Source organism: Enterococcus sp. AZ071, assembly GCF_050499065.1.
GTDB classification, from domain to species: domain Bacteria; phylum Bacillota; class Bacilli; order Lactobacillales; family Enterococcaceae; genus Enterococcus_A; species Enterococcus_A ferrettii.
On record NZ_JBIPAS010000001.1, the window covers coordinates 2,460,818 to 2,476,576 of the forward strand.

Annotated in this window: 14 protein-coding genes; 2 read left to right on the plus strand and 12 right to left on the minus strand. The window is 40.2% G+C overall.

Features of this window, described 5'->3' with window-relative positions; all coding sequences use genetic code 11:
* Window positions 1-14: 14 nt before the first annotated feature.
* The 7 genes from sdaAA to IGI49_RS12250 form a co-directional block, all read right to left on the minus strand.
* Entirely contained in the window at window positions 15-890 is an 876-nt protein-coding gene (sdaAA, locus tag IGI49_RS12220) for an L-serine ammonia-lyase, iron-sulfur-dependent, subunit alpha (RefSeq protein ID WP_429964695.1), read from the minus strand.
* 10 nt (window positions 891-900) lie between these two features.
* Window positions 901-1,560, minus strand: coding sequence for an L-serine ammonia-lyase, iron-sulfur-dependent subunit beta (gene sdaAB, locus IGI49_RS12225; RefSeq protein WP_429964696.1), 660 nt, complete (start codon window positions 1,558-1,560; stop codon window positions 901-903).
* A 46-nt stretch (window positions 1,561-1,606) separates the two neighbouring features.
* Entirely contained in the window at window positions 1,607-2,896 is a 1,290-nt protein-coding gene (locus IGI49_RS12230) for an MFS transporter (protein WP_429964697.1), read from the minus strand.
* 242 nt (window positions 2,897-3,138) lie between these two features.
* Window positions 3,139-4,620, minus strand: a complete 1,482-nt coding sequence (locus IGI49_RS12235; protein ID WP_429964698.1) for a PLP-dependent aminotransferase family protein — start codon at window positions 4,618-4,620, stop codon at window positions 3,139-3,141.
* Window positions 4,621-4,997: 377 nt separating this feature from the next.
* Entirely contained in the window at window positions 4,998-5,459 is a 462-nt protein-coding gene (locus IGI49_RS12240) for a PTS sugar transporter subunit IIA (RefSeq protein ID WP_429964699.1), read from the minus strand.
* A complete protein-coding gene (locus tag IGI49_RS12245; RefSeq protein WP_429964700.1) occupies window positions 5,449-6,939 on the minus strand; it encodes a BglG family transcription antiterminator in 1,491 nt (496 codons plus the stop codon). Before IGI49_RS12245 ends, IGI49_RS12240 begins: the two co-directional genes overlap by 11 nt.
* A gap of 292 nt (window positions 6,940-7,231) precedes the next feature.
* Window positions 7,232-8,599 carry an MATE family efflux transporter gene (locus IGI49_RS12250; protein ID WP_429964701.1) on the minus strand — a complete coding sequence of 456 codons (1,368 nt, stop codon included), beginning with the start codon at window positions 8,597-8,599 and terminating at the stop codon, window positions 7,232-7,234.
* 115 nt (window positions 8,600-8,714) lie between these two features.
* Between IGI49_RS12250 and IGI49_RS12255 the strand changes: the two genes are divergently transcribed.
* The gene (locus IGI49_RS12255) at window positions 8,715-9,245 is read left to right on the plus strand and encodes a PadR family transcriptional regulator (protein ID WP_429964702.1); all 531 of its coding nucleotides are present in this window, start codon (window positions 8,715-8,717) and stop codon (window positions 9,243-9,245) included.
* 71 nt (window positions 9,246-9,316) lie between these two features.
* Here IGI49_RS12255 and IGI49_RS12260 read toward each other — a convergent pair whose 3' ends face one another.
* The 5 genes from IGI49_RS12260 to IGI49_RS12280 all read right to left on the minus strand — a co-directional run bounded on the left by IGI49_RS12260 (window position 9,317) and on the right by IGI49_RS12280 (window position 14,210).
* The gene (locus tag IGI49_RS12260; RefSeq protein ID WP_429964703.1) at window positions 9,317-9,967 is read right to left on the minus strand and encodes a GNAT family N-acetyltransferase; all 651 of its coding nucleotides are present in this window, start codon (window positions 9,965-9,967) and stop codon (window positions 9,317-9,319) included.
* Window positions 9,968-10,056: 89 nt separating this feature from the next.
* Window positions 10,057-10,371: a PTS lactose/cellobiose transporter subunit IIA gene (locus IGI49_RS12265; protein WP_429964704.1), complete on the minus strand. Its 315-nt coding sequence runs from the start codon at window positions 10,369-10,371 to the stop codon at window positions 10,057-10,059.
* A 221-nt stretch (window positions 10,372-10,592) separates the two neighbouring features.
* Window positions 10,593-11,606, minus strand: coding sequence for a nucleotidyl transferase AbiEii/AbiGii toxin family protein (locus tag IGI49_RS12270; RefSeq protein WP_429964705.1), 1,014 nt, complete (start codon window positions 11,604-11,606; stop codon window positions 10,593-10,595).
* Window positions 11,603-12,205, minus strand: a complete 603-nt coding sequence (locus IGI49_RS12275) for a DUF6088 family protein (protein WP_429964706.1) — start codon at window positions 12,203-12,205, stop codon at window positions 11,603-11,605. Before IGI49_RS12275 ends, IGI49_RS12270 begins: the two co-directional genes overlap by 4 nt.
* A 265-nt stretch (window positions 12,206-12,470) precedes the next feature.
* Window positions 12,471-14,210, minus strand: coding sequence for a sigma-54 interaction domain-containing protein (locus IGI49_RS12280; RefSeq protein ID WP_429964707.1), 1,740 nt, complete (start codon window positions 14,208-14,210; stop codon window positions 12,471-12,473).
* A 536-nt stretch (window positions 14,211-14,746) separates the two neighbouring features.
* Here IGI49_RS12280 and IGI49_RS12285 point away from each other — a divergent pair.
* The gene (locus tag IGI49_RS12285) at window positions 14,747-15,685 is read left to right on the plus strand and encodes a sugar phosphate isomerase/epimerase family protein (protein WP_429964708.1); all 939 of its coding nucleotides are present in this window, start codon (window positions 14,747-14,749) and stop codon (window positions 15,683-15,685) included.
* Window positions 15,686-15,759: the final 74 nt, after the last annotated feature.

The window sequence follows — 15,759 nt, forward strand, 5'->3', positions numbered from 1 at the left end:
CGTCCTCTTTCCTTTTACCTTTCACTCTCAAACAATTCCTTAACCAGCCGGTGAGCTGTCTTCGTTCCGGCCAGTCCGCCGATTCCAGTTTCTCTAATTTCTATTGGCATTTTTTTGCCAACCTGATACATCGCTTCAACTACCTCATCAGGAGGAATCTCGCTAATTACTCCTGCTAAAGCTAGCTCTGCAGCAGATATCGCATTAGCTGTTCCACCCGCATTCCGCTTAATGCAGGGAATTTCCACCAGCCCAGCCACCGGATCACAGGCTAGCCCTATCATATTGTTCAATGCAATAGCAAAGGCATGACTTGCTTGCAGAGGTGTCCCTCCAACAAGCTCTACTAGTGCAGCAGCAGCCATTCCTGCAGCAGAACCAATCTCAGCCTGACAGCCGCCTTCTGCTCCAGAGATGAAGGCGTTATTGGCTGTTATAAAGCCAAACGCCGCCGCTGTAAACAATGCTTCCAATAGTTCTTGTCTTGATACTGACATTTTTTTGGCAAAGGCCAGTAAAACTCCAGGAACTACACCAGCAGAGCCGGCAGTGGGCGTTGCACAAATCATTCCCATTGCAGCATTCACTTCGTTTGTAGCAATCGAAATGGTTAAGGCCTCCACAAAAGTTGGGTCTGTTAGAATTATTCCTCTTTTTTGATACTCTACTAAACGTTTTGCATCATAGCCTGTTAATCCAGAGTATGACCGAACTCCTTGCATCCCTTTTTCAGCTGCTGTTTCCATCGTAATTAGGTTCAGTTCCATTTGTTGCATGACTTCAGTGTAGCTTCTTTCCGAAAAACGGATCTCCTGATCAATCATAATCGTTGAAATCTTACTGCATTTGGCATCCGTCAAAGCAAGCAGTTCCTCAATTGATTCAAACATAGGTCTCCTCCTAACCTCTAATTGGAACGGCAGCAGCAATGCCGGGAATATTTCGAATCCTTTTTAATATTCGTTGGGTTATTTCCTGCATAGTCTCAATAATGAATAATGTACTTTCTCTTGATTGCTGGGTTGTCACAACATGAAAATCCCTCAATTCTTCTTTTAAACTCTGAATTACCTCTTTGTCATTGCTTAAAATTGCTAATGGATTCAGCCGATCATCCAGCAAGTCCATCGAGCAATGATTCAGTTCTGTAATCTGGATATTTCCACCACCGATAGATACCCCAGTCAAGTTTAGCTGATTGACTTGACCAATTAATTCCAAATTAACAGTATTCGCATGCGGCATCTTTTTTTGACTAGTCAGAAATTCAATCGTCATGCCGTTTTTCTCAGCCAATACAAGAGCTTGTGGAATTCGTTCATCAGATGGTTCATAACCTAAAATCCCTGCAACAATTGCGACCGCCGTTCCATGCCCCTTGTAAGTTTCAGCAAAAGAGCCATAAAAAGTAACAATCAGTTTTTCTACTTGATCTTGTAGCAGTTCCCCAGCTGTCTTGCCTATACGTACAGCCCCAGCAGTATGGGAGCTGGAGGGACCAATCATAATTGGACCGATAATGTCGAAGGCACTTTTATATTTAAGATTTCTTTTTTTCATTAGCTTCCATTCCTTCCTAGGTCTGTTGCAAAAAATGAATAACCGACTATTCCTTTAGTTCCTTTAGCTTTTGATTATTTTTCAACATATTCATTCGTTTTTGCTTCGTCCGTTTGAACCAAATCAATGTTAACCCGATGCCGATTGCTACCACCACCAGCATATAGATGAAGAACAAGCGATAGCCGGTATTTCCAGGAAAATGGTCCAAAAGCTGACCAGCAATGAAATGGTTAGTTACTTCCGGCATATATCCTAAACAGCAAATCAATCCGATCGCTGCACCTTCCCACTCAGGTGGACAATCAAATTCTTCCATGATAGCAAAATGCATACTCACACAAAAATACATACAGACAAAAATGATCAATGAGGCAATCACTACCGGGATAATGCCCATGGAATTACAGACTAGAATTGTTGCTACCCCAATAAAAAGGCCAACCTGTCCAATTAGCATGACTTTTGAACTGTTGATTCGATCTCCTAAAAAACCTGCTCCCATCGAAGCAAAAGGTCGGATGTATTGAGAGGCCGAGGTTAAGATAACCCCTACGACTGCACTTACCGTAAAAGTATTGGTTACATAAGGCGAAATGTAATAATAGCCTTGACTAACGGTAAGGGTTGAAAAAATAATGCCGATCATTAGCCAGACTTCCGGAATTTTGGCTGGTTTTGCAATCAGTTTTAATTGAAAGCTTTTCTTTTCTCCAGAATTTTCTTCCGGCAAATCCCGTAATAAAAAGATAGTCAGAACCCCAAGTAAAGTTGTTACCGTCGCATAAAATAGAATAATTCGACGTATCCCTAAACTTTCACTGCCTGCTGCAACCATTCTGGCAAAAATCACCGCCGCAATGGTTAAATACCCTGCATTAAAAATTCCTCGGCCACCTTCGAAAAACCCAAAGGCTTTTCCTTGTTCAGTGGAACCTGCCAAGGCACGAATACTTTTCATCAATGCTGGATAAAACATCATTAAGGAAGTCAGTCCCCATAAGGCGTGAATCAGTATCACAATAGCAGGCGGCGGTGAAAATAATAAACAAAAGCCTAATGTTCCCGTCAAAATCATCGAAGTCGGAATCAATAATTTAATGGAAAAGCGGTCGGAAATAATCCCCCCAAACAAATAAGAGATTGCCCCGATCCCACCAAAACAAACACTGCAAAGTCCCATTTGAGCATTCGTCAAATTAAACGCTTTCATAAATCCGTCATAATAATAAGAGCGAAAATAAGGCAATGTGTAAATAAATGACCCCGATAGCGTTAAGACCAATAACGTCACTAAATTTTTCTTTAATTTAACCTCTGTTCCCACTGTTTCCATAAAAAAGCTCCTTCCTTTTGTCTGTCTATAATTTAAACCACAAATTTGGTTGAACAAAGTTCCAAAGCTGTTCATTTGATTAGGCCATTTTTTTCGTTTGAGCACAAAAAAAGTCCTTTCTTACCGTTTTAAGGCAAGAAAAGACTGTAATTTTATTTTTATCACGATTTTTTGGCGTATTTTAGGGGCCATTTTAAAATTAAGAAGTGTACCATTTTCTTCGATTTTGTTCAAAACCTACCTTAAGCTGACGGGCCATTTCTGAATTTGAAAGCTGCGATGGCCTTCTTCAGTAAACTAACCCCTTCCACAATTTCTTCATCAGAAGCAGAAGAAAAAGATAATCTCAAGTAATTTTTACCTACATTGCCTTGGGAAAAGAAAAAACTGCCTGGCATTATTTGAAGCCCCATCTTTTCACAAAGTGCTGCAAATTTGGTATCATTCAGCTCTCTTTCCAATTCACCCCAGACGCACAGCCCGCCTTCTGGTATTGTAAAGGTTATCTCAGGTACTTCCTGCAAACAACGACACATCAAGTCCCGTTTTTTCTGATAATACTCTTTTAAAAATACAGCATGCTGTTCATAAAAGCCTTTTTCAAAAAACTTCGCCCATAAATATTGGCTGGTACTGTTTAAGAAAAGCTGATTCTTATTCACAATCCGCTGATAGGTTTTGATGACATTATCTGGCGCAACCAAATAACCTAACCGCGCCCCCGGATAAAAGGATAAGCCGGCAGTATCCAAATAAATCACTGAGTTGCTGTTGTCCATGAAAAAAAGACTAGGAATTCTTGCATCCTTATAATTGAATTCATGCAGCGAGTCATCTTCAATAATGGGAATATTATAACTACGAGCACATTTCAACAGGCGCTTCCTTTTATCGATGTCCATCGTACAAGTCGAGGGATTCTGATAATTAGGCATCGTATAAATCAATTTAGGCTTATATTGACGGACAAGCTTTTCCAGTACATCTATTTGAACCCCATCTTGCTTAATCGGAACAAAAAGCGGTTTGGCCCCAACATGCAAAAAAATGTTTACTATTGCTGGAAGAGCCGGCTCTTCAATAACTACATGATCGCCCGGGTTTAAATACATCAAGGCGATGTTATGGATCGCTTCATAGGTTTCACCGATAACCTGGATATTCCGAGACTTGACATAAATATTACGGGAAAAAAGCATTTCTGCAATGTTTTGGCGCAGCACTTCAGTACCCTGAGAATCACAAAACCAAAACGGTTCCAAATTTTCACCGTCAATAATTTCCTGCATAAGCTCCTTCAGATACTTTACTGGAATGACTTCACGATTAATTAATACACCGCCAAAAGAAATTCCTTCATTTGTATGCGAAGAACGATACAATACCTCAAAGCTGTTCTGCTCATTGGTAAACCGATAATTGAAATTTTTGTCAGCAGAAGAAAAGAAAGTCGGTTCATTATTTTTTGTTCCCTGCTCATTGAAGGGGTTTAGCACAAAGTAACCTCGCGGCTTCTGAGAAGAAGCGACCAGCCCCTCGGAGATTAAGGCTTCATAGGCCTTTACTACAGTATTTCTGTGTATCTGAAGCCGCTGAGCCAGTTGCCGTTCAGAGGGGAGTTTAAACTGCTCCGGCAGTTCACCAGTCAAAATTTTTTCCCGGATAGAAAGCTTCAATTGTATATACAAAGGCGTTGAGCTTGCACTGTTCAACTGAATATTCATAATACTCTCCCTTTCTTCAGCAACCCCTTACTTAGCCAGCAAGGTAGACCTGTTTTCGGAATATCACCCTTGAGCTTATTCTATCATACCGTTTTCTCCTATTAATAGTCCATTTAGCTATAAAATAAGCTGAACAGCCGCTTCTTGCGAAGGGCCGTTCAGCTTTTGCAGCATCTTTAAATTTCACCCATCTCAAAGCCATTCCGCTTGTCTTCCAGCTTTTTAACAAAGCTGCCTTTTTCAGTGACTGCCACTATATTTTGAAGGCATTGACTACATTATGATCTCTTGCGGCAGCGAAGGGGCTTTGTGCAAAAAAAAAAACGGACCTTAACGATCCGAAGTTTTCAAGTTAAAACGAAAAGAGCTTCTCGCTTTTATCTGTTTTGATTATCCGTCTGGTTGTCCTTCGACAAATTGTTTCTCCTTATCATTTGCTCAAATTGGCCCGCTTCTTTTTCTAAAAGCAGTTGTGCTAAATATTCCTCATCCGCCAAGGTTCGAGTAAATTGACTGATCGTTACTTTGATTGCCTGTTCCTCATTTTTTTTCAGGATGATCACAATCGCCAGTTGAACGGGTCCAGTTTGTTCATCCCAGTCAATTTCCTGACGCAGCTTGATAAAGAGAATCTGACTTTCCAGCACCTCTTCACTTTCCAAATGGGGTAGGATGACCTTTTCTGCAATCAGTGTGCTGCCCACAGCTTCACGGTTTTGCAATAATTTGTACAGTTCTGCCTTTTTTTCCGGATTGGCCTGCTCAGCAATCAGTTCAAACAGTTCTGTCTTGCTAGTCAACGAACTATCAAAAAAGACCCGAATTAACTTATCGTTCATCATAAATCTCCTCTATCTTCTTTTGCAATCGATTCTGATCATCGGCTGTGAATATCGCACTCACCAGCAAAAATTGAAGCGGCAACTCTTCTTTTAGCTGAATCGTTGACAAAATCAAATCCACATCAGGATACTTTTTCAGAAATTCCTTGGAATCCCGTGAAGCAATTACGTCAACAATTTCCAGCTCTGGAAATTTTTTCTCTACTTTAACCTTCAAAAGCTCTGAAGTTCCCAAACCAGTGGTACACATAATTACCGTACGAATCGGCAGTTGATTGGTCTCAATAATACGAGCAAAATACAAAGTAATAAAGCCATTTTCATCCTCGTTAATTGGCGATAATTTGTACTCTTGGCAAACATCCTGAGAGACCTCCGTTACAAAGGAAAAAATTTCATCATAGGTCATTTTAATCTGATTTAATAAGCTGTTTTTCACTCGAATTTGATGCTCCAAACGATTCAGCATCGGCTTAATATGATTCGCTAAATCTAGGAAAATTAACTCCCCTTTTATCGGAATGTTCAGTCGCTGACTCATGCCGTCCAAGTATGCTTGGGTAATGGCCGCTACTTCCGGAGAGAATTTAGTGACCTTGCTGATGGCACGCTGTGCTCTTGAGGAGGTCAAATATTGATATAAATAGTAGACTTCTATTTCAGGCAACGGATCATGCAGGTAATTTTCCACATTAGCAATGGCCGCTTTAGCCACTTGATACAACTGTTGGTCCTGCTGCAGCTCACTTTCTTCCTTGGCAGTCAGATGATTCAACTCAGCAGCTGGAATTTTCCCTACTTTACGTAAACGACTAATTAAAATATATAGATGAGAGAAAATATTTACATTGTAGGGATAAGGAATATCACTCTCTAACTGCTTCTCAATGATCTTGATTTGATCTAGGATGAATAGCACATCATAATGATTGAAATTCAATTCCTGATCATGCTTCAAATCATTAATATCCACAATGTCATGCATTTGAATCAGCTCGGCAATGGCTCGCCGAATATTTGACTCCTTACCTTTCACAGCTAAAGTACGTTTTTTTCGCTCCAGCGTCAAATTGTACGTCTGCAGGTATTCGGCTATCAGCTGTTCATCACTAAATATTACCGAATCTCCTACGTAATATTCTTCAAACAGATCATAGACATTTTTGGTATGGGGTGAAGAAAGCAGCAGTTCTTCTACCACACGATTGCGACGTTCCGTAGGTGAATACTGGCTTCTTTGATTAGGCTGGGCCGCCTGCTGACCAATGTATTTTTCATAATTCAGCTTATAGCCTCGCCCCTTCTCAGACTCAATTAAATCCCCTGCAGCATGCTCATCGTTAATTTTTTTTATTAACCGATAGATGGTTTTTTGTGATAAACCCAAAAACTCAGCCAATTCATCCGAGGTTACGTAATCTTGTCTTTTCGATAGAAGCAGCAACAGCCGTTGTTGGCGATCCGCTTTTGAACCCATGGCTATCCCCTCCTTTGTTGATTTTATCATACCTGACATTTCAGAAAACGCTTCACTCGTTTTTGACCGTTGCAACGGACAAAAAATTGAACGGTGTCTCTCAATTATAACCAACAGACAAAAATAAGGAAGTACATCCCCGATAGCTAACCTTTTCGAGAGCTCGTCAATTTTCGTTCGCTTACCACCGTATTAAACTTTTCGGGCTGCTTTATGAACTTTAAGCATTTTTTTATCTTTATAAAACTACAAAAATATACGCCCACCAAAAAGTGAGCGTTTCTGAACTAGTTTATGATTCTTTTATTGAAACAGTTTCCGTTTGTTCCATTGCCAACACTTTATGCAAATGAAGTGCCATCACTAAAGCGATCCCTCCAGAAAGAACATCTGCTGCTGGTTGAGCATAAATAATCCCACTTAAACCGAAAAAAACGGGCAGCAGCAAAATCATCGGAATGAAACAAATTCCCTGACGACAAGCACCTAAAATAAATCCTTCTTGCGCTTTTCCTAAAGCTAGAAACAATGAAGAATAAACTGTATAAAACCCAAACAACAGAAAGGAAAAACCATTCGCCCGCAGCGCCTGTTCACCCATCTGAATCAGCTGATAGTCCCCACTGGTAAATTGACGAATGATCCCCCCAGGAAACAGGATCATCACTAGTCCAAAGAGGGCACAAAAGGATGTTGACCAAAGAATTGAGGTTTTGATTGCCTCCTGCAGCCTCGTATATTTCTTGGCACCATAGCTGTAGCCGGCAATCGGCTGGAATCCTTTGATAAACCCAAAAATCATCATGCTGCCTAAGGAAACAATTCTAGTTACAGCGCCCATACCAGCTATCACCGAGTCGCCGTATCCCCGAGCCTCCATATTAACCAAAGAAATCGAAAGGCTGGTCAATACCTGAAAAATTAACGTAGGAATGCCGATTTTTAGAATTTCTGCCATATTTTCCTTAGACCAGCGGCACAAACGTGGACTGAAGGTAAAAACACTTTTCTTTCGAAGAATATAGATGAAGTAGATACAGGTAGAAACAATTTGTGAAATAGCTGTCGCAATCGCAGCTCCTGCTACGCCCAATCCTAGGGTGTAAATAAAGATTGGGTCCAGAAAGATATTCAGAAATGCCCCAATCAGCAAAGCCCCCATGGTCGTTTTAGCAGCACCTTCACTGGTCACAAGATTGTTCATGGTAACATTGAACACATTGAAGATCGAAAATACCACATAAATACTTGTGTAGCTTAAGGCATAGGGCAAGATGCTTTCCGTTGCGCCAAGAAATATTAACAGCGGTTGTAAGAAAATCACTGCTAAAACAATTACAACCGCTCCCAGTATCACGCTGCTATAGAGGGCTGTACTCGCTACCTGATTCGCTTTCTCCTTGTCGCCATTGCCTAGCAAACGAGAAATATACGAGGCTGCCCCATTACCAAACAACAAACCCAATCCCACAACTACTTGTCCTAGTGGAAAAGCCACCGAAATAGCGCCCATCTGGCTGCTTCCTAAGCCGCCTACAAAGTAAGCATCAACTATATTATACAAGGCATTAATCATCATTCCGATCATCGTCGGAATCCCCATCGCCAACAAGGCCTTAGGCACAGGGACATTCGCTAACAATTCCATCTTTTTATTCATTTCATACACTCCTTACTATTGACACAGCAGACAAACAACTTTACTATAAATTATAGCAACGAGAGAATATTACTATAATTTATAGTAGTTGTCAAACAGCTCAAAGGAGGATTTTATGGCCACCATCGATTTAATTGTCTTAGGCATGGTCAAGCAGCAGCCCTTAAGTGCCTATGATATTCAAAAACTAGTCGAATACCGCAACATTTCCCGCTGGGTAAAAATCAGTACTCCCTCTATTTATAAAAAAGTTATTCAGCTGGAAAACAAAGGCTATATTAAAAGCACTTTGATTAAAGAAGGCAACAAAGCTGAAAAAGCGATTTATGACTTAACCGATGCTGGACAGAGCGAATTCCAGCGGCTAATGCAGGAAATTTCCCAGCAGCCGATTCAAATCTTTTTAGACTTTAATGCCGTCATGGTCAACCTAACCAGCCTAGCTCCTGAAGAACAAAGGAAATGTATCGCTAATATCGAAGAAAATATTGTTAATCTGAAGAATTACCTAGCCGAAAACCAAGCTGCTAAAGAGCATAGCACCGAAATTCCTGAAACTGGGCTGGCCGTTTTGCAGCAGCAGGTTATCCTAGCTGAGGCTATCGAGAAATGGCTGCAGAGTGTGAAGGAAGGATTGGGAGATTAGGGATTAATTTTATATTTACTCCAAAAGAAGAGACAAGAATCCTGATTGATTCTTGTCTCTTCTCGAATACTCTATTCATAACTAGTCGTATCAATCTCACTAACCGCCTTTTCAAACTTGGCTTGGCAAGGCAGTACCTTTTTCTCTTTTTCAGGAAACGTCGCATCGTATTCTGCAAAGGCTGATTCATCGGGATACATAGCGTCAGAAAAATGGATCGTCCCGCTAATCCCATCTAAAGCACCTTCATACAAAGGAAGCACCATAATTCCAGTGTAGAACTTTCCATCAGGCATCGCTAGGTTGTATTTTTTCGAACCGACAAACCCATAAGGATGATAATGATAGGTAAAACCACCTATAATGATTGCCTTATGGCCAAGCTTTTTCGCCTCATTGATCGAATGTTCAATCAGCTTCCGCCCAAAGCCTTGACGATGATACTCCGGCAAAATACTGACAGGACCAAACGATACTAACGGATGCTCGACGCCCTTTGAATCAACAACCTTAGCTTTTGTGTATATAATGCTTCCGATAATTTTACCGTCCAACTCAATCACAAAAGATAATTCAGGAAGATAATCTGGATGCTTTCTAATGCTGTAAGCAATAAAATGTTCCACAGCTCCTGGTGCATATAAATTCCAAAAGGCCTCCCGAGTAATCTCCTCTACAATCCGATAATCTTTTTCTTCTTCATTGCGAATAGTCACCTTCATTTGCCAACCTCCCAGTTTTTATCACTTTCCAGTATAGCATCTAAACACACAAAAAGAACCTGGAGACAGTGATCCATCTCCATGCTCCTTTAATTGATTCGCTTATACAAATCAATAATCTCTTTCGCTAAGTCAATAAATGTCATCGCTGTCATTAAATGATCCTGACTATGCACCGCTAACAAAGTGACCTCCATATGATTCCCATTGGCCTCTTCTGTCAGCTGATCGGTTTGAGTGCGGTGAGCTTGTACTAAAGATTCCTCCGCACGAATAATCTTCTCCTCTGCCTGAGCGAAATCTCCCTTCTTCGCCGCTGCGATAGCTTCCATGGCATCGCTTTTCGCATTTCCACTATAAATAATTAATCCCATAATAGTTTCTAAAGCTTGCTGCTCATTCATCGTTGACCTCCTGTCTTCATCAACATATTGGCTTTATTCAGAGTTTTTACTTCATTTATCATACCACAGTTATTCTGGCAAGGTACCTGTTGAGGGGGTGTTTCAGGTTCATAAAATACTGAGCATACAGTTTACTGAATGACCAAGTATAAGTAATCCAAAAAATGGTATCTTTAGACTAATTTCTAAATCCTCATTTCCACTCAAAGTACTCATTTTAGCTAGGATAATTGTCCATCATTTGCTTTTCGAAATTCATTCTCTAGCTGCTCCAATCCTGTCAAAATTTCAGCAAAGCTGGGAAAATCACCAAACAGCATATCCTGTGTCTTTTGATAATCTTCTTTCAGTAATTCCTTTTGCTCTTGTGAAGGCACGAGTTTCAAACCTCCCGTAAAAACTTCTTCATATCTAGCCGAGTTGTCCGCATAAAACTTCTCCTTAAAGGAAATTACTTGTTGCAATAACTCAAGATCATTGAAAGCTTGATCTTTAATCCCAGTATGGCTCATTTCATATAAATCATAATAATGTCGAGAATATCTTTCCGGCACTCGGCTATTTTTTCGGTTTGCCTCCTTATGAAGAATAGTTGCTTTCTCCCAGAAAGTACGCTTTACTGCCACAGTAGGTATCTCTGTACTTGGACGCTCGAAAAGCTGAGGGAACTGCCCTGCCGTATAAGTTAAAATTTCTTTGTTTTCACATGGTGTCCATGCTGCTAAAGGACCAATCTCTAAACGAATCACTTGCAAGAGACTCTGGTCCTCTTGATATCGCGGATAAAATATTTCAACTGTTTGAGCGTCATCTACAGCAACTTGGAATTCAATAGTGGGAATATTTAATAGTTGAAACTGAAGCTGAAGCTCAGGAATCAATTCATTCTTAATCCATTCAGCAGCCTTTTGATTTGCTTGATCATTAAATTTCCGTTGAGCTGTTTTACTGCGCTGCAACCAAGGTTCATCCTTATTGTACCCTAGCAAACGCCAATCTAAAATCAAATCAATATCCTCAGAAAAACGATAAATCACCTGATATGCTTTCGATAGAGAAGTTCCACCCTTGAATGCCAAATAAGGCCCAAATTTTGAATGATGGAATAAGATATCCAACATTAGCACCACCCAAAAATCCTTTTCAATGACCGCTTCGCTTATACTCATATCTTCCGCCACAATCCGAAACAAGTCCGCTTGTTCATTTTCTGAAAGACTCAAAAATTTGATCATCTATACTCCTCCATTGTATTAACTAAATCTCTGATCCAGCTTCGGGCATTTACGCTGTCTCTTTTTAGTTTTTCATATTGTTTAGCATCCAATCGGCTAGAAATTTTTTTCATTGTTCTATTTGTCACATTTTCTTTTCCTAGCGTTTTCAATGCTTCAATTACGGTTGCGGATACTGGATGCATGTCACTTTCTCGCTGTGTTACGTGGCGAAAAGTAATTTTACGTCCATTTTCAAGTTCAATTTCTTTGCTAGGTCCACTGCTGACATAATGATATTGAACCGGAACTTGAGTTGAAAGGCCTATTTTATTCAATGCTAGATCACCCGCTGGACTAATTTTCCAGCGATTTTTTCGAGCATATGCTGCTGCAATTTCTTCGGCAGAAGCTGGAACAATTCGTTGAACCAATTCGTTATACTTAGGTTTCTGATAAATTCCTCGGTGCAGCTGGCGCAATTCTCCTTCTTGGACCAATAAATTGACTTGTTTTTGAATTGTTTTATAGTTTCCTAGTGTGGCGAAATCAGACAGTACAAAAACTTTTCCTCTAGGAGCAATCCTAACTCGATTTTTTATTTTATCTTTCACAGCCATGTATATACCTCCTAAAACAAAATCATTATAAGCACTATTATACAAGCGTTCATAATGAATTTCAATTCTCCAAAAGTATATATTTTTGGAGAATATAATAAGTGAAAGATTGCTCCATATTTCATGAATTCTCTATTGCTCCATTTAAATCACCCTCTATCTGAAATCTCCTTCCGCCTAATATACGCAAAAAAAGAACGATGTTTCCTCACCCAAAAGAAAATCGTTCCTCTAAATTTTACCTATTCGCTTTTATTAATCCACTCTACGATTTCTCCAGTTCTTCTCTCAACAGCTCCTTCACGTCAATACCACTACGCTTGATTCGGTATTGCAACGTTTGCCGGCTGACGCCCAACGCACGGGCAGTTCTTGAAATATTGCCTTTATTAGCCAGCAATGCATTACGAAACATCTGAAATTCAATGTTTTGCAGCGTATGATTCAGTAAACTGCCGGCCGCTTCTATTTTATGTTCAGCATGCGGCGCTACTTTAGCGGACTGGACAATATGCTCAGGAATATATTCGACCGTGATCAACGATTGATCGTTAGGCAAAATATTCATCGCGGATTCAATAGCATGCTGCAGCTCGCGAATATTTCCCGGCCAATCATAGGCATTGAAATAATCCAGAGTCGCTTGATCAATATTTCGGACATTACGCTCCAATTTCTTATTAAAGCGGTGAATGAAGTTTTTCGATAGCAGCGGAATATCCTCCTTGTGTTCCCGCAGCGGAGGAATACTAATATTGATTACGCCCAAACGATAGAATAAATCCTGACGAATGATATTTTGCTCCACTGCCTGATAAGGCGGAATATTGATATTAGACAGCACTCGCACATCTACGTGAGTCTCCTCAATTCCTCCTACTCGTCTAACCATTCCATCCTGCAGCACTCGCAGCAATTTAGCCTGCAGGATAATACTCATGGAGTTGATCTCATCAAGTAACAACGTTCCGCCATTGGCTTGTTCAAAGAGTCCCGATCGTGATTCAGCCCCTGTATAGGCCCCTTCCTCTGTTCCAAACAGCAATCCCTCCAACAAATTCTCGGGAATTGCCGCACAATTGATTGCCAAAAATGGTCCTTGCGCACGTTTGCTGGCATTATGAATACTCTGGGCCAAAAGTTCTTTCCCTGTTCCAGTTTCACCATAGATCATCACCGAAGAATCCGAATGCGCAATTTGTTTACAGCGCGATACCATCTTATTCATTACATGACTAATATGAATGATGTCCTTAAAATGAAACTTAGCAGTTAAGGTTTGCTTACCTTTGCTCTTAGAAAGCTTTGGCTTGACCAGCAGCTTATCTTGTAAATCAATAATTTGCTTATGAAGCTCATTGGTAGCAGACCAATCTTCCATAACATTGAAGGCACCCAATGTTTGACTATTTTGCACAATCGGTATGACATTCGCAACAATATCCACCTTTTTGCCGAAGCAAGTTTTGTAACGCTGGCGAAAGTTCATGGCTGGCTGCCTTTCCTCAATTACTTGCGGAATCTTGAGATACTGTCCTTCCTCCACCTGATAAATCTCTGTAACATGCTTTCCTAAAACATCCGAAGTGACGATTGAATCCAACTCGACTGCCGCATCATTCAACAGATAAATTCGCCCATCAGCATCAAATAGAATAACTGATTCACTAATACCGTTCAATACTGTAATCAACATATCATGGCAGGCATCATTGGTTGCCACTCGAAAAACAATTAGTTCACTGTCGATTGGCAGGTCTGCCAATATTGGCGTTGTACAGCGGCATAAATACTCGCCAAAAGCAATATTAGCGTAACTCGGTGACTCAGTTTCATCATATAAAATTGCTGCTTTTTCTGGCAGAGTCCGCCCTAAAAGCTTTCCCTCCCCATGCAATAAACGATCCCCCATTTCGTTAATTGCCAGGATTGTTCTGTCTTTAGACACCAGCACCGCACCTAATCCACACTGAGAAATAACACGTAGTGCTTCCTCACAATTCATTCAGATTCCTCCATCCTTTCTTTTTTTATCTAATAGACCAATTTTTTTCAATCGCTCCTGCATCCTGTCTCTTTCACAAACTATATTATAGACATTACATCACAAAGTAAAGCAAATTTTTTTGCACTTTTTCTGTTTAAGCAAAAAAATTGGCACTTCTTTTTTGCACTTTTTGCACCTTATTTCTTATAACTCATTAAATCCACTCACGATAACGTTGATTTAACAGCAAATCGGATCATTTTATAAAACTGGCACGCTACTTGCTTTTAATTAAAGTGAAAAGAAAATTACCAAAACACTTAAACGTTCATTTGTGAAATAGTTTCAAATTAATTATTTACTAGGAACAAGTTCCTTAATCAAGTGAAAAGAAAACAAGTGTGCCAATTTTTCCCATCAACTATTACCACCTGTACTTGTGAAATTGTTTCAAATCTAAGTTACGCAAATTCAGGCAATTTTGTTTTCCTTTTAAATAGGAAAAGAAGTAAACAGCCTGAAAAAATAAAAAAATTAAAAAGGGGCTACAAACAATGAAAGACACAAACAGACCAATCAAATTAGGAATGCACACGTACACACTTCACTTAAGCGGATTAGGTGAAAGCTGGGGCTTCCAAGAAGACCACGCGTTTAAACAATCCATTAACTTATTAGAATTGATGGATTTGGCGGTTGAATGGGGGTTAGACGGCCTGCATATTACCAACGTTGACTTGGTTACTTTGGAACCAGAACGTTTAGCTGAAGTAAAAGCGGCTGCAGAAGATCATGATCTTTACTTAGAATACAACGTTTCCTTTGATGCACCCTGTGATCCTCGTGTTAACTCAACAGTCAAGGATGCATTGCTTAACGCAAAAGCAATGGGTGCTGACTTAGTGAAATTCAGCTTGGATATCGAACGTCCTCGTCCACTTTACGGCACATGTATGCATCCTGATGTAATGCGCCAATTGGCTGTTCGTTACGACGAATTCAAAGAAAACCTACCATTATTAGAAGAACTAGGCTTAACCTTATCGATCGAAAATCACTGTGATGCTTATGCGGATGAAGTAATCTGGCTAGTGAAACAATTGAATCACCCACAGGTTGGTGCTTGTGTAGATACCATGAACGCTATGAACGTTCTTGAAGGACCAGAAGCCTGCATTGAAAAAATGGCTCCGTATGCTAACTGCTGCCACTTCTGTGATATCGAATTGGTTGTCGATCCTGATGGTGTCCATTCTTATGGTACCTCCATTGGTAAAGGTGATTTAGACTGTGCGAAAATCTTGCGTACATTAAGAGAAAATGCACCGCTTGATCGGATCACCTTTGAAGTAGAGTACGAAATCGGCGACGAAACGCTAGAAGTAGCTCGCGAAAAAGAAATGCAAGCGTGTCTAGATAGTATCGATTATCTGCGCAATACCTTAAAAGTTGGTGTGCGTGAAGTAAACCAACCTGTTCACGCAAAAGCGTAACAGCGTTGTTGTCCCAAGCAACAACCGTATATATTTCATCCTTTGTTTCTCACAGATTAGCTGATCTGTGAGAA